General features: G+C 33.4%; 11 protein-coding genes and 4 pseudogenes. 7 read left to right on the plus strand and 8 right to left on the minus strand.

Features of this window, described 5'->3' with window-relative positions:
- From ILT06_RS31455 to ILT06_RS31465, 3 genes are all read left to right on the plus strand, one after another.
- A partial coding sequence (locus ILT06_RS31455; RefSeq protein ID WP_222655954.1) for a Ger(x)C family spore germination C-terminal domain-containing protein occupies positions 1–106 on the plus strand: 106 nt, incomplete at its 5' end.
- Positions 107–562: 456 nt separating this feature from the next.
- Entirely contained in the window at positions 563–1,333 is a 771-nt protein-coding gene (locus ILT06_RS31460; protein ID WP_222655946.1) for a class I SAM-dependent methyltransferase, read from the plus strand.
- A gap of 2,205 nt (positions 1,334–3,538) precedes the next feature.
- On the plus strand, positions 3,539–4,042 hold the full coding sequence (locus tag ILT06_RS31465) for a cytochrome c biogenesis CcdA family protein (protein ID WP_222655947.1): 504 nt from the start codon (positions 3,539–3,541) through the stop codon (positions 4,040–4,042).
- 434 nt (positions 4,043–4,476) lie between these two features.
- On the opposite strand, the gene tnpB is transcribed toward ILT06_RS31465, so the two are convergent.
- The 4 genes and pseudogenes from tnpB to ILT06_RS31485 form a co-directional block, all read right to left on the minus strand.
- Positions 4,477–5,598 carry an IS200/IS605 family element RNA-guided endonuclease TnpB gene (gene tnpB, locus ILT06_RS31470; RefSeq protein WP_222655948.1) on the minus strand — a complete coding sequence of 374 codons (1,122 nt, stop codon included), beginning with the start codon at positions 5,596–5,598 and terminating at the stop codon, positions 4,477–4,479.
- Between the two features lie 240 nt (positions 5,599–5,838).
- A complete protein-coding gene (locus ILT06_RS31475) occupies positions 5,839–7,914 on the minus strand; it encodes a serine hydrolase domain-containing protein (RefSeq protein WP_222655949.1) in 2,076 nt (691 codons plus the stop codon).
- A gap of 90 nt (positions 7,915–8,004) precedes the next feature.
- Positions 8,005–8,569 (minus strand): annotated as a pseudogene (locus ILT06_RS31480) (hypothetical protein).
- Between the two features lie 842 nt (positions 8,570–9,411).
- Positions 9,412–10,842: pseudogene (locus ILT06_RS31485) on the minus strand (IS4 family transposase).
- A 215-nt stretch (positions 10,843–11,057) separates the two neighbouring features.
- On the opposite strand from ILT06_RS31485, the pseudogene ILT06_RS31490 reads away from it, so the two are divergent.
- Positions 11,058–11,523, plus strand: a pseudogene (locus ILT06_RS31490) (VOC family protein).
- A 308-nt stretch (positions 11,524–11,831) separates the two neighbouring features.
- Here the strand turns inward: ILT06_RS31490 and ILT06_RS31495 are convergent.
- Positions 11,832–13,964: a peptidoglycan D,D-transpeptidase FtsI family protein gene (locus ILT06_RS31495; RefSeq protein WP_222655950.1), complete on the minus strand. Its 2,133-nt coding sequence runs from the start codon at positions 13,962–13,964 to the stop codon at positions 11,832–11,834.
- 408 nt (positions 13,965–14,372) lie between these two features.
- On the opposite strand from ILT06_RS31495, the gene ILT06_RS31500 reads away from it, so the two are divergent.
- Positions 14,373–16,133: a peptidoglycan D,D-transpeptidase FtsI family protein gene (locus tag ILT06_RS31500; protein WP_222655951.1), complete on the plus strand. Its 1,761-nt coding sequence runs from the start codon at positions 14,373–14,375 to the stop codon at positions 16,131–16,133.
- Positions 16,134–16,144: 11 nt separating this feature from the next.
- Here ILT06_RS31500 and ILT06_RS31505 read toward each other — a convergent pair whose 3' ends face one another.
- Both ILT06_RS31505 and ILT06_RS31510 read right to left on the minus strand, forming a co-directional pair.
- Entirely contained in the window at positions 16,145–16,972 is an 828-nt protein-coding gene (locus tag ILT06_RS31505) for an SH3 domain-containing protein (protein ID WP_222655952.1), read from the minus strand.
- Positions 16,962–17,495 carry an RNA polymerase sigma factor gene (locus tag ILT06_RS31510; RefSeq protein ID WP_222655953.1) on the minus strand — a complete coding sequence of 178 codons (534 nt, stop codon included), beginning with the start codon at positions 17,493–17,495 and terminating at the stop codon, positions 16,962–16,964. The genes ILT06_RS31505 and ILT06_RS31510 overlap by 11 nt, the downstream gene beginning before the upstream one ends.
- Positions 17,496–17,802: 307 nt before the next feature.
- On the opposite strand from ILT06_RS31510, the pseudogene ILT06_RS33235 reads away from it, so the two are divergent.
- Together ILT06_RS33235 and ILT06_RS32985 are read left to right on the plus strand one after the other, a co-directional pair.
- Positions 17,803–17,886: pseudogene (locus ILT06_RS33235) on the plus strand (IS6 family transposase); the annotation flags it as partial.
- A 56-nt stretch (positions 17,887–17,942) separates the two neighbouring features.
- The gene (locus ILT06_RS32985; protein ID WP_374453918.1) at positions 17,943–18,125 is read left to right on the plus strand and encodes an ATP-binding protein; all 183 of its coding nucleotides are present in this window, start codon (positions 17,943–17,945) and stop codon (positions 18,123–18,125) included.
- 241 nt (positions 18,126–18,366) lie between these two features.
- Here the strand turns inward: ILT06_RS32985 and ILT06_RS31515 are convergent, their stop codons facing one another.
- Positions 18,367–18,570 carry a hypothetical protein gene (locus tag ILT06_RS31515; RefSeq protein WP_222655955.1) on the minus strand — a complete coding sequence of 68 codons (204 nt, stop codon included), beginning with the start codon at positions 18,568–18,570 and terminating at the stop codon, positions 18,367–18,369.
- Positions 18,571–18,634 lie beyond the last annotated feature (64 nt).

Here is an 18,634-nt window from a genome sequence, read left to right on the forward strand (position 1 = left end):
AGAGTGGAAAAAAGTAAAAGAAGATTGGTTGCAAGCGTTAGCAGAGGCTAAAATAAATGTAAAGACACATGTCAAAATAAAAGATACTGGAACCATTAGAAATTAAAGGTTCTGTTGCTACGAAAACTTGAAACCAACGAGCGTTTCTTGGAAAGTGGATGCAATCGACATGGGATTATCATACATACTTGTCAATCTAAAACTTTGTAGTAACCCCCAAAACCATAATTTTCTTTTTTGGAAAATCTGAAACTTGATGATAGTATTCATAATAATGAATACTATATTATGAAAAGAGTAATAAAATTAGAAGAAATCAAGTCCGGACAACATATGGTTTATTTTAAATATGCCCCTAGTGACCGAGAAAAATTTCTTTTGGAAAAAATATTGGAGCATGACATATGGAGCTATGAAAATGAATTGCAGCGACTTAAGGATTGTTTAAAAACCTATAACCTATTATTTGTTAGTAGCAAAAAATAATCTTATTGGAGGGGATAGATAAAAGTATCTTATAACGAATAAATCCATATGTGAAAAATATACAGGAATGGTGCTAATGAGAAAAAAAACTAAATATCAAACTTGGATTCGAATGAAAAAACTGATTGTATTTTTGATAAGTTCAATAATTCTTCTATTTATAACATTATTGCCTATTACTTTCTATCTGCGAATCCTATCAGGGGTTATAGCGATACCTTTTATTTATATAACGTTTATACTTTCCTATTCTACTTACCAATTCGCAGCATTCGGAGAGGATTACCAATCAAAAATACATGATTTAATTGTTAAAAAAGTGAATTGGGATGGAAAAGGAAAAATATTAGATATAGGAACAGGTAGTGGGGCATTGATTATTAAGCTTGCAAAAGCTTTTCCTAAATCCTTTTTAACTGGAATTGATTATTGGGGGAAGAATTGGGAATACTCACGAGATCAATGCCAACAGAATGCTGAAATAGAAGGTGTGTCTGGTAGGATTGATTTTCTAAAAGCAAGTGCCGCCGATCTCCCTTTGCAGGATAATGAATTTGATATAGTTGTAAGTTGCCTAACATTTCATGAAGTGAAAGATACGAAAAATAAAATAGAAGTAATTGAAGAGGCTTTAAGGGTATTAAAACCTGGTGGCGAATTTGTCTTCTTAGATTTATTTATGGATGAAAAAATATTTTGGGATACAGAAGAGCTCTTAAATGACCTAGAGAAACTCAATATCTCTAAATTGAATAGCTACAAGCTTGCTGAAGAAATGAAATTACCAAAGCTCTTATTGAATAAAAAAGTATTAGGAAATGCAATGATTTTGAGTGGCAGAAAGTAAAAGGGTACTAATTGCTTACGAAAATATTCAAGACTTCTCTAAATAAGGGTACTAATTTTATTTAACAAAATGATGTAACTCTATGTTTTTTAATTAGTGAGCAAACGTAGATCTATTTAAGAATTAAATGTGTTTGATAATCAAACATGAATTTATTAAACGTAGTGTAGTGAAGCACTTTATATAAAAGCTAATTCTATCTATGATTTAAATAGAATTAGCTTTTTATTACTTTTTTTCCGAAATGCTGGCGGTGACCCCACACCCATCATTCAAAAAAATATTTTTTCCAAAAGACAAGAACATAAACTGACTTCTGATAAATAATGATTTTAGTGATAAAATTTTTGTTTTATGGATACCTCCAAGTATTAACTTGATGGGAATAAAATAAAGGGGCTCTTTTTTAAGATAATGTAGCGGGAAATTTAATTAAAGAATTTGAGTTTTTATCCATAATAATTATACATGAATTAATAAGAAGACAAAGAGTGATTCCCCTTTTTATACCGCTCTTATTAAACTGGATAAACTTCAATTTTTGTTGGATGTGAAAACCTACGTTCTAATTCGCTTTTAATCTTATTAACAGCAAAAACTTCTGAGGAAGCATGAACTCTAGCTACCTTTTTTATAGCAGTATTACCCGTGACTAAAATATAACTTACCGAATACGATGAAATCATATATTCACCCTTTCAATGTAACATGTTGTTATAATATATGATCCTTATCTTAACTCTATGAAAGAAATATAAATTAATATATTTTTAAACTACGCTTTTTTTAAACCAGTGCTAACTTTCTCGTAAACATTATGATTCTTAGAGGTATTTAATGCAGTTATGACTTTAAAATTCACTAAATTAATATAAAGTTTTCTTTTTAATTCATAGTATATAATTAACTAAATAGTAATGAAAAAAAGCCTCTTTTCTCGTTGAAAAGAGGCTTTTTACCGTATCATATTAAGTTATTTGGGTACTAGTAATAGTAAGTAATGTACTGGGATACAATTTATTTACTATGCAATTAAGTATAACATGTATATATCATAAAAGGCTGTGTCAAATTTACGAATAAATATAGTATCAAAAATACTTATAGCTAACCAATCACTGAAATTAAACAATTTCCATATTTCTTCAGTTGACTAAAAATTTAAATTGGGACTAATCATCCAATGTTCTTATCTCTTCGTGAGTATCTTTGTATTTTCTTTCAGCAATCTATAAAACTCACTTTTTAATATATTTTTTTCTCGCTCTAGTTTCTTTTGATGCTTAGTCAATTCATTTATACGCTTCGCTCTTTCTTGTATTTTTAAATACATACTTATAATCAACCTCCCAATAAATTATGCTTAAATATATGAGGTTTTTGTACAAAAAATACGGTGAAATTTTTTGTACAAAGGAAGCTTTTCTCTGGTAGCTAACAAATTAAAGACATTCTTTTTGAACTTTACATTAAAAATAGGAGTGATTAAAAATAACATATTTATTACAAGTTGCTTTTCTGTTTGAAGGCCCTTTTGGTGAAAAGATGAAAAAAGTAGCCCACTAGATAATAGCATCTAATTAAAATAAATAACCGATTCCTCAATCGGTACAGGGAATCGATTATTTTGTATTAAGAATGTGTCTAAACGTATTCCAGTACCTTTTCGCATATATGTTTCATCTAAATAATAAACCTCTTATTACTTTAACACTTAGAACGTAGCACTCTTGAGATTATTGTGTCAATCACTAAAATTAATTTTCAGTAAGGTATGTGGAATTATAATTTTGTGTTATGATTTAACACTGCATCGAGCATATCCCCCATTGAATCCGTATTTTTCTAGTATATCCTTACATTCTTCTTCACGTTCTTTATCATAACTGTTAAAGAACCAAGTAATACCACTAGTATCTCTGAGACTTTCGAATAATTTTATTAAATAAACCTGATCTACATCACCATATGAAAACCCAAAGGAATATATTTTTTCAATTTAAAGTTCAGAGAGCTGCCTTTTCAAAAAAACACTGTAATTCTCTGCTCTTTTGCTTGTGTCTCTACTGAATTTTTCGTGTACACCCTGCTCTTGTTCTATAGCTTCATCTCTATGCCCTGCTCCATGACCAAACATTTCAAATTAAAGATTGGACACATTCCCCCCCGAATACAATACCTCCATGAATAAAAAGGTACTTGTTCATGCTAGTTTATTTTTATGTACTTGGTTTTTCAGCAAGTTGGGTTGGTAAAATATTTATTAATTATAAAGATTTGATTAGAATGTTAGGAGCTATATTTATTGGGTTTATGGGATTGTTTTTATTAGGTATAGTCAAACCAAAATTCACGTTACAAGAACATAGATTCGGGTTAAAAACTAGGGATGTAAGTGTATTTAATTCTTTCATTATTGGTTTAATTTTCTCTGCAGGATGGACTCCATGTATTGGTCCTATATTTGGTTCTATAATGTATGCTAGTGTTATGGATCCAACGAAAACATTTATAAATGTGACAGCTTATTCATTAGGTTTTTCAATCCCTTTTTTATTAATGGCTTTTTTCATTGGGAAGACTCGATTTATAACTAGATATTCATCTGTTTTCATGCAAATAGGAGGAGTATTAATGGTTGTAATTGCTGTACTTTTATATACTAACAAAATGACATATATAAGTATGATGTTTTCTGATTTATTTTAATTAATTTTCATTCCCCTATGAAATTCAATCCGTTGCATTAAACTAGGGTTTTGAATTGTCCCCAAACGATAATTTTATTATTTTACAGTTATTTATGAGAATTCAACTCACTTTTTTCGTTTTTGGGGTGACTTGATTTATTAGCTTGATAGCGATGTGGTGCTACCCCATCACTATCAAGCTAAGGTTTTATCCTGCTCCCTAAACAATAATTTTTTACATTTTTACTCTAGGGATGTCAATTTTACTATTTTGGGAGTATTTGTTTTTTCTAGCTTGATGGGCATGTGGTGCTAGCCCGTTGCTATTAAGTTAAGAAGTTAAGTGTATTATCATTAAAGGGAATACTTACGATACAATTGAACTACCCCCACTTTCACTTCGTTTAGAAGAGGGGGATTCCTAAGTAAAGAGTTCTATCGAACTCTAATTTATTAGGCTAGCTCCACAGTCCTTGCGGTTAGAAGCCTTATCGCTTCATTCTTTAGATTAATACTTGCGTTAATATCCCTATCATGGTGTGTAAGACAAGAAGGGCAGTCCCATTTACGTAGGTTGAGATTTTTAACGTCTTTGTTTCGATATCCACAACAAGAACATAATTGGCTTGAAGCAAATGTTTTCGACACAACAATGACTTGTTTGCCATACCATTTTGCTTTGTATTCTAACATGGATCGAAATTGCGACCATGATACTTCACTAATGGCTTTTGCTAACTTATGATTCTTTAACATATTCGATACTTGCAAATCCTCTATACCGATAACATCGTGGTTTTTGATGATTTCAGTTGAGATTTTGTCCAAGTAATCTTTTCTAGCATTTGCCATGTATTCATGAATTCTAGCCACTTTTACTCGCTGTTTATTCCAGCTAGAAGATCCTTTCATTCTTCTAGAAAGAACACGCTGTGCTTTCGCCAACTTCTCTTCTAATGACCGAAAAAACTTCGGATTTTTATAGGTTGTTCCATCTGACAAAATGGCGAAATCTTTTAGTCCTACATCCATTCCAATGTAAGATTGTGTTTTCTGAAGTTCTTCCACTTCTGCTTCAACTAACAATGACACAAAGTATCTGCCGGAAGGGTTCCTTCTAACCGTAGCATTTAAAATACGTCCCTTTACTTCACGACTCTTGGCAAATCGAACAAGACCTAGTTTCGGCAACTTTATCTTTTTTCCTACAATGGCAATGTTTTCATTTGTTTGTTTTGTGGTGTAAGATTGTACGTTGTTTTTCTTAGATTTGAAACGCGGGGCACTCGTTTGTTTTTTGAAAAAGCGTGTATACGCATCCGCAAGGTTGCGAACAGACGACTGAATCGCAATACTATCCACTTCTTTGAGCCAAACAAACTCTTTCTTCATGGCAGGAAGTTTGGCAGAGCATGTACTATATGTCAAACCTTTCCCCGTCTCTTTGTATGCGTTATCCCATAGAGATAGGAAATGATTGAATACAAAACGAGAACAGCCAATAGTTTTATTAATTAGGGTTGTTTGTGCTTGATTTGGATAGATACGAAATTTATATGCTTTATTAATCATCATTCACTTCACCTCCATTTCGGCATGTGTCTATTATACAACAAACATACATTCGATAGATAGTAAAGTAACAGTTTATGTATGTCGAACAATTAAGATGGCTTCCTGCCATCTCTTGTCCGAAGCCAATTCATCTCCCACCTACTCACTTCGCATTCCTTGAGGAAGGAGTCTTCTTGGCTAAAATGATAAAATATCTTTTAAAAGTGGTACTGTTTTATTAAAGTCTACCCCGAGTTGTAGCTAGTTCAATGCGACTGTAAATTCTGAGTTCGGTGCGCCAGTAAATACAACCGTTCCGTTCTCTGGTAGTTTCACTTTGTTATTGTCACTAACAACGGTAAAATTGACGCATACTCCATTTTCATTATACACCGCGAATGAACTTCCTGATGGCAACTCCACAGTCATTGTTTTCCCTACTGCCGTTTGCGGAATCGTAAACCATTTGGCATGCCCATTTTCTTGCAGTGCAACTTTCGATAATTGACCTGCATCAAGGGATTTCACGTTAGATTCACTGACGTATAAAAAGCTGGCCATCTCCATATATTCATTGCCATTCTCTGTATAGAAATGAGCTTCCTTCGTATCCCGCCCATTCATCACGGGAATCTGAATTTGATGCATCGCCGAATTTGGACCTGTAATTTTTTTGCCGTCCCAATACCCATCCTTGATCGTAATTTGTGTGTTAAGAGGCATTAGTTGTCCTAGATAGTTCATAGAATTAAATTTTTCGTTAACGAGGTAGAACTTGCCACCCTCACGTTTCGCCCATGTAGCAGCTGTTTTCTTCGGTAACACATTGTTTTCTAATTTCTGGGCTAAATAGTGAGTCAACACATTTTGCCCCAATCCCGGTGATAATTCATATATGCTCTCTTTCAAATAAACTTTTCCATTCTTCTCAGTGACGAAGTTAAGCTTGGAAGTACCCTTATCATTTATAAAGCTTCCATCCGCCGTATATACATATTTTTCTTCCGGTTTAGTTGGTAAAAACAGTTCTCCCTTCTTCGTAATTTCTATTTTGAAATCGCTGTAGCTATTTCCATAAAATCCTGCTTTTTTTACCACGTCTTGGGGCACTTTAGCCTTGACTGGCTTGCCGAAGGATTTATCTGGTTTTATATCCTTAATTGTCCCTTTCTCTTTAAGCCTGGCTAGCAGTAATTTGTTTGCCAACAGTTGATTTGTCATGCTGGTGCCGCCGGAGGACAATACAGCCGCTGACATCTTCTGTTCTGGAAGTACGACCAATGTAGCATGTTGCAGTATCGTATCTCCACCCTTAGTCAACGCTTTTATCCCATATTCACTGAATGGGTATAGTTTCACACTATCCCAGCCAAGACCATAGTTGAACACATTTCCGCTATCTCCCGGCCACATTCCTTTTTTATATTCTTCTTGTTCCATCGCCTTGACTGCTTTATTAGAGAGAATTTCTTTTCCCTGTCCCATAAATATTTGTGAGAATCGCACCACATCTTCTGCAGTAGAAGAGATTCCTCCCGTACCAATCACATTCACCATTTCACTTGGAAGCTGTCCCTCGTATGTCGGAGAATACAGTCCAGCCCGCTTTTCGTCTTCCCATTTGTCTTGCGATGTTATCGTATGATTCAGTTCTAATGGCTCTGTAAACTTTTGATGTAGAAATTCGGTAAAACTCATACCACTGACTCTTTCTACCAAGATCTCAGCCAGTGTAAAACCGTCATTACAGTATACTGAGAACGCGCCAGGGTCTGCCTTCAAGTTTTGGTTGGACAATTGTTGCAACAAGATATCATGGGCATAAGCATCATTACCTTTAAATAAAAATGCATTATTGAACGTCGAACCTTGCAAACCCGAGGAGTGATTCAACAGCATACGCGTTGTAATACGCTTATATCGTTTATCTTTCATTTTGAAATCAGGAATATAGCGGGCAACAGGAGCATCCAAATCAACTTTGCCTTCGTCTACTAGTTTCATAACAGCCGCAGCCGTATATACTTTACTGGTTGAACCAATTCCGTATAGAGTATCTTTGGTTAGTGGTTCTTTCCCTTCTATGTCGTTCTTTCCTGTCTGCCCCGACAAAATAAGTTTACCATTATCAATCAGCGCATACTGCACGCTAGTCGTCTCATAGGACTTCATGAGCAGTGCGGTGTCCTCTGCAGCAATCTTCTCCAATTCTTTACTAGCAACTTCTTGGCTAGCTACAACCGGAGTCTTACTGCTAGAAGACGCTAGCGCTCCCGTTGGTAGGCTCATCGTTAGAGCCAAGGTAGCGGCTAACACCCCAGATAATTTATTTTCCATAAGAAAAATGCCTCCTTAGATAAATGATCGATTTCATCTTTTATTTGTACAATTACAAACATCACATAAACTACTATTCCGCCTTTATCCCTACTGTCTAAATTCAACAAGTAAAATACTTTTAAAAAGACCAGGATTCTCGGCTCTACCCATACTGTTCAAATTGACGGTCAACATATGCCTACCTCCAGCAAAAGTATCAAATCCTGGGATACACCTGTATGTCCCCATATCGTGACACTGTTAGGAAGTATAATTTCATAGATTCCTAGACCATATCCATTGATTCCTCCCTTTCCTGTAGGAACTGTGGTCAGTATTTTTTTAGTTGCTGTTCTTTCTGTAATTTGCCACTAAGCAAATAAGAAAATAATTTGTTTAAGTCGTTACACTTCCAATACAAAAGCAAAAATCTGTTTTCATGGGTTTCTTAGTTCTTATATCCGCTACACCAGCTGCATACCCCACATTTTTCTACCCTCGGAAATTTTAGCGAGTATCCCTGGGTATCCAAGTTGCAATGTATCTCGCATTACTTGTTCGACAGAGGTACGATCTCGTTGAGTACTTATTTGTAATGAACTAAGTATATTTTGAGTGGAACCTGTTTTTATCATTGCGGTTGGTGTTAGGTATAATAAAGAGTTCCGGCAATGAAAAGTGCTAAATCTGCAAATGGGAGTTAATTATATATTTTGATAAGACACTCTTCCCCTCTATTCATATAGTATCGGCGGTTGTATATTATTTCTTACTAATTAAACAGAAATCATCTTCATATTGATTATTTTTACAAGCACCATTCTGTCGTAACAAACGGTAAAACCTCTCTTATTCACATGGATGTTAGTAACATAAATAATTTTTTTTTTTAGAATGCGCTTATTACTAGTTTGGTTTTCGTATAAATAAATCCTATTTATCCTCCCTCTTTTGTGCTTCTCTATATTTGTATCCTACATAATAAAAATTTCTTTTTTCTTATGCATTTCTTACAATTTCCTTACGTTCAAATTACTCCTATAATTAGGTAGGTTTTATTTTAAAATCTCCAGGATAATAAATTCTTATATAATCCCACGATTTCGTAGAAGATGGATTAATAACCCTGCGCCAAATCATCATGCACATCCCTGATATATCCTTGGATTCCCTCTTCAACCTTTACCACAGTTCCAACCCATATCAACACTTCTTCACGTTCTTATAAATAGCAATAACTAATCAACTCCTTACCAGAAATACCTTAATATAGAAAAAGAGAGATAAGGTTAAAATACCTTTATCTCTCTTTTTTCTCACATATTATGCGAAGTTTTTTTGTTTTGGGTTAATCTCTTTTCTTAGCTTGATGGGAATGTGGTGCTCCCCCACATCCATCAACTTAACGTATATTTTTATACAAAATGCGGTCTTTCCACGTAGTTTTTATTATCTTTTATAGATGTTATAAAAGTAGGCACATCAAATAAACCCTGACGGGTTTCAAATTTTTCGCTATGCTACCTGATGGGCAGAAGTGGTATACTCATACAGAACACCTAAAATATCAAAGACTGTTTTTTTCTCATATCTGTGAGATTTTCGTCCGTTTCGCTGTAGGAGGTTAAACAGACGAAGGAGAATCTTTGATAATTCTTGGGTGTTTTTATGTAGTGCTTGATGAAAAAGTAAGAAATAATCTTTAATTATGTACATCGCTTTATATTCACTTAGTTCTTTCTGTTTCTTACGTAACAGGAGTTCTCTCATTTTAAACATAGTAGAAGAACATAATAGGATACTAATGAGTTGTCCATAAAGGTGGCATTCTAATCGCTCTTGTTTAATAGATTTACAACGATGAATTCGAAACCAAGATTTCCATATTTTAAATAACAGCTCAATTTGCCAACGCAGTGAATATAAATCATAGATTTTCTCTTTCGGTACCCATTCCGTAGGAATGTTTATCATATATACCGTAATTCCTTGTAAAAGTTTCGTACGCTCTGTATATGTAATCCCTTTTTTCTTTTCACGAATAGCTCGATTATGTAGACGTTTCTGTTTTTGCTCCTATGTACACCTATAAACCACAATGCGAGTGGGTAGTTTGTCTTTGCTCCCTACATATACATCATGTAATTCATACACTTGGCCAGGTTGTAATTGGTTCATGATGTCTTCCAAATGAATTTGTATATATACCGGTCTCAATTGAGCAGGTTTTGTTTTAAATGCCACTGTTTCGAATTCTTTTCTATATATTTTAGTTGGTAATTTAAGACGCAATAAATAATACCCTTCCTTATCTTGGATCGATTTAAAGTCTTGTAAACGAAAATACCCTAAGTCACGAATATATAGTTCATTCTTTTGTGTCATGTCCATTCGAGTCGCCCCATATGCCTGATCACTTCGTTTTCCTGGTTCAATTTTCACATCAGAAAACTCTCCACTCAACAAGTCATACTCTAATTGAATCTTGATACCTGCTGTTTGTGCACAACCACCTGATCCAGGATATACATGAGCTAAATGTTTCGGTACTTGGAAAATCGTCGCATCTAAAATACGAATTCGTTGAAAATACGTGAGTGCTGCACTTGAAATGGCTGATGTTTTACAAAGTTTACTTTTCCATAATGCAGAAAAAATATATTTCAAAAATTCAACCGCTTTTTTATTAAAGCGTTTATTGAGTCCTTCTGGACTCATAAGAGTGCCTGTGGCTGCGTGTAATTGACTGCATAGTCGAACGAGAGAATCACTCGCTGTACGTTGACTTACCCAGATACATATGGTAGCTAATTCATTTCCTGAAAACTTTCGTTTTCTTTTTACAAAACCTAATTCTTTTGCGAGTTCTTCCAAAATAGAAGGGGTTAAATGACGATACAGCTCTTCAGAAAATAGTTGTAATTCATCTTGAATCGAAAAATTCATAAAAAGTGTCACCCTTTCTGCCTAGCTTTTTAGAAAGAATAACGCTTTTTTATACTTGGATGTAGTGAATATTTTTGAGCTGATAAGCATGTATGGTGCCCCCTATTACATTACCTCTAAAGATGTATAGAATTTTAATACTATTAGTGGATTTAATATTGTTTTTACATTGATATATTTAATATTCAAGAACAGAAAATAAGGGGGAAAACCATATGATTAAAGGGTTGTATGAAGCACACTTACCAGTTAGTAATTTTAAAAATTCAATTGAATTTTATCGAAAATTAGGATTGAAACTTGCTTGGCGTGATGAAGACACTGCTTTCTTTTGGATTGAAAAAGGTAAGAGTTGGTTGGGATTATGGGAAGGAAATGAGTATGAAACTCGATACCACCCTTCTTTACGACATATTGCTTTTCGAGTTTCATACGAAGATTTAAAAGAATCTTTAAAGTGGCTAGATTTTATTCAAGTTGAGGCTGTCCCATTTGGTAATAGAGAATGGGACAGCCATTTATCCGCCCACACCAAGGTAATGCTTCAGTATACTTCAAAGACCAGATGGTAACAGTTTAGAATTAATATGTCATATTGAAGTTCCTAATGAGTTAAAACATATTACAGATAAGTTGTCCTTTGTAGATTTGAAGAAACTAGTTAATAATACATTTAAATGAGAGATGTGAGATAAGCTTATTTTACTAAATGGGATCACCACACATCACTATCAAGCAAATATTTTAGAGTATCCCCAAAACGAAAATTGTATCTCTACATAGTTGTTCATGAAAATTTAGTTCATTTTTTTTATTTAGGGGAACAATTAATCTCTTAAGTTGATGGGCATGCGGCTGAACCCCACTATAAGGGGATCATATCACTATGATAGCTGCTATCTCTTATTTCAAATCTTACTTTTTTTTTCGCTTATAAAGACTTTTATATAAACAGGGTCTCTTCCCCTGAGAAAAGTGCACCAATTTTCCTAATTTTGATTCGAACTATCTGTACTAGTAGCTTCACCATGTATACGTTGCTGTTTTAAATCAAAGTATACATCTAAAACTTCCTTTCCAATTATAGAATTAATTCCATTATGATCATCATGAAGCCACGGGACTACTATAGAAAATGCTACTTCTGGATTATCATATGGAGCATATCCAACTAATGTTAAGTTGTAACATTCCATACGTTCTCCTTTTGCATTTCTACCAATTGGATCATCTCCACCATATACAGTTTCGGCTGTCCCTGTCTTTCCTGCTGGTTTATATGAAGCATTTTTGAAATACTTCACGCCAGTTCCATCACCTTCTTGGAATACCCATCTAAACCCTTCTTTTATCCGATCAATATGTTCTGTCTTCATATCAATTCGATTTAATACGACAGGCTCTATGGAGCGTATAACTTTGCCAACCTCTTCTTTTATTGATTGTTCTCGTATTTCTTGTACAATTTGTGGTTGCATTCTATAACCGCCATTAGCAATAGTTGAAATATATTGTGCCAATTGCAGTGGTGTATACGTATCATACTGACCGATAGAAAAATCTAATAAAAACCCTGGTTGACTATCTATTTTTCTCGTTTGTCCAATTATTTCATTCGGTAAATCAATACCTGTTGGGACACCTAAACCAAATTGCTTGAAATAATAGCGCATCGTATCAAATGCTTCTTGTTTAATATCCAACGTACCATTTGGTACGTAATTAACCCCTGCGATTTGTAAAGCTGTCTGGAACATGTATACATTCGAAGATACTTGTAAAGCTCTTAAATCATTTACATTACCAAATCCGGATACATTCCACGATTTCTTAGCTTGTGTACCTTTAAATTTCATCGGTGCATCATAAAATTGATCTCCTGGCTGTATTGCCCCTGTCTCATATCCAGTTAATAACGTTGCGCCTTTTACAGCTGACCCTAGCTCATACGAAGTTGTCATGTTACCTAATGCTAAATCCTCAATCTCTATTTTCCCTTCTTTTTCTACAATCTTTTTGCCTGCCATAGATAAAATCTGCCCATTATTTGGATTCGTCATGACGACAAAAGCTCGGTCCAACAGTGGCTCTGAACTCTTAAAAGCTCTCAAATTTTTCTCAATACTTTCTTCCACTTTCTTTTGTAATTCCATATCAATCGTTAATATTAAACTATTACCACTTTTTCCTTTAGAGATTATTTCTGTGTTTATAATGTTTCCTGATTTATCAGTAATGTTTTTCACTTCTTCTTTTGTGCCGTGTAATACATCTTCATATCGTTGTTCAATATAACTTTTTCCTACACGATCATTACGGTTATATCCACGTACCAAATAAGAATCTAAGTTTTCTTTCGGTAGTCCTTCTTCACTACTTGTAATATTACCTATCACGGAACGAAATAAATTACCATTTACATAATTACGTTCCCAATCAACTGTTGTATCTACTCCTGGAAACTCCGCAAGGTTTTCACTTATCCGCGCATATTCTTGATCTGTCACATCTTTTTTTATAATTTGTGGTGTCAGTTGATAACCTGAACTCATTTTACTTTTAATAGCTAACACCTTTAAATCTTGTGCTGTTAATTCTGCTAATTCTACCTCTGTAACACGACCTCGTCTTAAGTCTTCTATTTTTTTATCTAACTCTTTTCCCTCTACACCCTTTTCTTTAAACTTTTCTATATCTTTCTTAGTAATCTTTGTCTCCGCACGTTTCGAATTCAACTGCATCCAAAAATCTTTTTTATCAATATCTGTTAATTTATTTATATCTTGTTCAGGCATTTCAAGTACTTTCGCCAAGTCTTTTGCTGTTTTTAAAATATCTTCACTCTTTATCCCCTTCACCCTTGTATACGTAATTGTGCGAAGAGATTTATTATTAACAACTGTTTTCCCTTCTCGATCTAGAATTTGTCCACGTGGAACTGGTATACTAGTTGTTTCATTTTGACTGTTTTCCACTTGGTTCTTATAAGCCTCTCCCTCAACGATTTGTACTTTTCCTAGCTGCATAATAATAGCTGAGAATAGTACAAATATGCAAAGGAACATTATATTTAATCGAATATATATATATGTCTTCTGTTTCTTTACTTTTTGTTCTTTCATAAATCCTCCATATAATTCTTCAGGAAATCCTCACTAATACTTAGTAAATAAATATACTAAAAGCGTTCCCTATATATTAGAAACCACTATTCAGTTATAATAGTGTCTTATCTTTTTTGTTAAATCCTTGTAAGCATCCATTCCTTTTGGTTTAGCCGCGTAATTGATAAATCTCCCTTCCTGTTTTTTCTCTATTTTTTTGTCGCCTGCATTAAAAATGCTAAACTGTATAATGACTCATATTAAACTTACACATAGACTTGCTATTAACATGTACTTTTTTCATACTGATTGTTCCTTTCTTCATGCTGTAATACTTAATAGACAACCTAAGTAATAAAGCTGTTCCACATTTACAAAAAAAATAATTAACTATAAGATGAAATAGGCTACATAAGGGAGGGTTATATGTTACATATAAAAAGACGGAGATTTTTTGCGGTTCTTTCTATTGTAGGTTTGATTTTACTACTTTTAGTAAAAATCAACTTCATTTCAATTACTATCGCAACTTCTTCAGCTGAAAGAGGAAAAATTTTTGATCAAAATGGTGTCATACTAGCTACAAATAAGCAAGTTAAGTCTCTATATTGCACTTCTAATGATGAAAAGCTATCGAATCAAGATACATCAAACACATTAGCTTTTTTCAATCAATTTTCAAACGAGTTTCAACATGATATTTCTACAGAGGACGTAAAATCACAATTACAACAATCTTGTAAAAAGCAGACTATGAATGATATACCGTTATACTCTGAAATAAATGAGAGTGAACTTACATTCATAAACAAAAACAAACCCAATAATGTAATAATTAAAAATGAATGGATTCGATATTATCCTAAACACGAAATTGGTTCACAGCTAATTGGGTATGTAGAAAATGATCTTAATTCTAAGTATGGACCTGTTGGGAAAAGTGGGATTGAGCTTCAATATGAAAATGATTTAAAAGGAAAACCCGGAAAAACTCTGATTTTTAAAATGAATAATAAAAAGTTCTTATGGAACATTCAAAAAGCACAAAAAGGAAAAGATATCCAGCTAACTTTAGACTCGAAATTGCAGCAAAAAACAGAGGAAGCACTAAGATCTCAAATTAAGAAAGTACCTGATGCTAATGCTGGTTATGCAGTAGTAACCGATGTAAAAACTGGCGCAATATTAACTATGGCCAATTCGGCAGTTTTTGATCCAAATATATTAAATACACATGTATCATCTAAAAAAGAAAACATTAAATCCCTTTCGCAAAATAAAGCAATTCAAAAATTAAAATATGGTGAATCTTATGTAAATATAGCCTCTATTATAAAGCCACTTACTATTTTAATTGGATTAAACGAAAAGCTTTTTCAGCCTGAAGATACTTATTTAGATAAGGGTACTTTTCAGTATGATAATCAAAATAACATTACGAATGCACCTGGAACGCCAACAGGTGAGATTACACCAAGGCAGGCTATCATTAATTCATCTAACACATTTATGACAGCAAAAGTAGCTCTGCCCTTATTCAACCAAAATAATGGGAATATAGAAAAAGTGGCAAATATATGGACAGATTATTTAATGCAATTCGGCCTACGTTCTAAAACCGGGATTGATTTACCCTTTGAAGAAGACGGACAATATGAATTCCATCCATCTAATAAGTTTGAAAATGGAATCTCCGCTTTATTAAATGCCTCTTGGGGAGGAAATGAAGTGCATACCCCTCTTCAACTCGCTCAATATGCAGCAACTTTGGCAAGTAAAGGTGATAAATATAAACCTCAAATCGTAAGTGCTATTATGAGTCAGGACGGTAAGGAAACAAAAAAGTTTAAACCAATTTTAGAAAGTTCAAATCGTTATCCTATAGAAATTTGGAGTGTCGTGCATGGTGGAATGAGTCAAAATATAGAGGAGATTAAAGATTTCCCCTTTCATGTCGCAGGTAAAACGGGTAGTACAGGTTCTCCGAATGAGCAAGAAAGAATGATAAATCATTCGCTTTTCATTGCATATGCTCCTACCGAAGATCCACAAATCGCCATTTCTGTCGTTATTCCTGGTAGTAATCCAGAAAAAAACATCGCTGCTCTCGTTACATCAGAAATTTTAGAGTCCTGGCATACGCTTCAAAAAGAAAATAATAACAAAGAGGAAGGTTCATTAAAGTGAACCTTCCTCTTTTACCATATAGAATCTATACCCATCATTTTCCACATACCTTCATGATCCTTTTCGAACACGAATGAATATTTAATATCAGTTAAAACATACTCTTTTTGTACATACCCAGTATTACCGTTAAATGTCGATATTTTTATATATCCATCATTCTGCACTTTTTCTGGAATCCAAGCTTTTACCATTTCATTAGATACTTCATATAAAACTTGTGATTCTCTTTTTGGTTCAGCTAAAATTTTCGTTTTATTTCCAGTAACAGTTACATATATAAAATGTTCTCGCTTTGATTGGTTACTTTCTGTCATTCCACTTGGTACTTTATATACTTTCTTTGTATCATTTGCAAATGCTCCCCCCATTGTAAGAGCGACTTGCAACTCATGAAACAAATCTTCATCAAATTTCAATTCATCCTTCTTATAACTATTCCCTTTAAATAGAACTTCATCATTTAATGCTTTATACAAATCATTTTCATTTCTTGAATTTGTACTTCGAGATAAATCATTCATAAACTGTTTTAATGATGGCTCTTGAGCAGACTCATCTTTTGTTTTCAGCTTAATTTGTGTACTACTTTGTACCGGTGATTTATTATCATCAAGCCCAGGTTGTTGAACAATAAAAAATAACATTGTACAAACCAACACAACTACAACAGGCAATGCTTTTTTACGAGATGGTTTCTTATATGTTATAGAATCTACTTCACTATTTTGGTATATAGATTGCTTTATTTTATAAATAAATTCTTCTTCATCTTTCCGATGCCCCATTGGGCCGTTTTTTATTTTACTATACCAGTCAGGATTATTTTTACTGTTCATCACTTCTACCCCCCCCTATTAATTTTGAAACTTTACTTCTCGCTCGGCTTAATCTAGATTTAACAGTTCCAATTGATACACCTAATGTTTCAGCCATTTCTTCATAAGATAATTCATATTTTGCGTCCAATATAATTATTTCACGGTGTTTTTTAGGTAGTTTTAATACTACATCCCACACTTCATTCATTTCCTCTTGCTTAAAAAATTCTTGTTCTGCCGATGGAGATTGCTTATCGTCATTAAAAAATCCCACTAAAGATATCCTTTTAAAATAAGAGGATTTCAAATAGTTTATTGCCGTATTTCTTGTGATTTTTAATATCCACGTTTTAATAGATGACTCCTTTCGAAACAAGTGCCAATGTTTAAAAACCTTTATAAAGACATCTTGTGTGATGTCATCTGATAAGTGTGGATCTTTCGTAATAATAAATGAATAATTCCATACATCTTGCCAATAGTCTTTTATAACATAGTCAAGCTCATCATGATTACATTTTTCAATAAACTTTTGTTCCATTTCCACACCTCGAATTTATTTGAATAAACATAAAACTCCCCTCACTTTTATTATGGTTTCAATATATAGACATGACACAAGTTTCATTTGTTCCCTTGTTTATTTTTTTATATTACCGTTGTAATTAACGCCAATGGACAGTATAAAGTACACACTATGAATAGATATAAAGACTAATTTAATTAAAGACAAGAAAATCATTGAAATAAGCTGACGCGTTATGATTTTCATTCGTTCTCTTCCCCACTCACTTTTTCGAGATAAATGGTTTATGATTGCATAGAAAGATAAGAAAAAAGACGCTATCATTTCTCATACCATGATTATGCGTTGGGTTCATCAGTATGGCCCTGAATTGGACAAACCAATTCGTCCATCAATTGTTGGAACTTGTAGCATAAGATATGATTCCGTTAGGAATATATATGCTTTATTCTCTTTTACTTTATTTTTGCATCAGAAGATTTTCCATATATATTCGATAGATTTTACAAAACAAAAAATTCTAATAAAGAATGTTCCATTGGAATTGGCTTAGCACTAGCAAAATCAATTATCGAAGCTCATCATGGATTTATTACAGTAGAAAGCCAAAAACACTCATTCATAAAAGTTATTGTAAAATCCTAACCTTTGAGTATAATTTTTAAAAATTAATCATCTGTTGAAAAAAAGAAATTCGATTAATTTATCATAAATAACTATAGAGAGAAAAATTTTTCGTTTTGGGGGTAATTAAAAATCTTAGCTTGATGGCCATGTTGCGAGACCCCTAATACTCTTTAATTCTTAAAAAAACCTGTAAAATAAAAAAAGAACCAGGCTATTTTTGCCCAGTTCTTATTTTGTTAGATCTCTCAATTTGATTATCTTATTTTACATCTTCTTTAGGAGTTGCTGGTTCTGCATCTTTCGGAATTTCACTTTTATCAATTTCTTTATGTGTCATATTTCCGCTTTTATCTGCAACAACAACTTGTAATTTTTCACCCGTTTTTACATCTTTTGCTGATTGTTGTTGTGCTGGTTCTGCATCTTTTGGAATTTCACTTTTATTAATTTCTTTATGTGTCATATTTCCGCTTTTATCTGCAACAACAACTTGTAATTTTTCATCCGTTTTACATCATCTGCACCTG

The organism is Bacillus sp. 17RED48 (assembly GCF_019837545.1).
Taxonomy (GTDB): domain Bacteria; phylum Bacillota; class Bacilli; order Bacillales; family Bacillaceae_G; genus Bacillus_A; species Bacillus_A wiedmannii.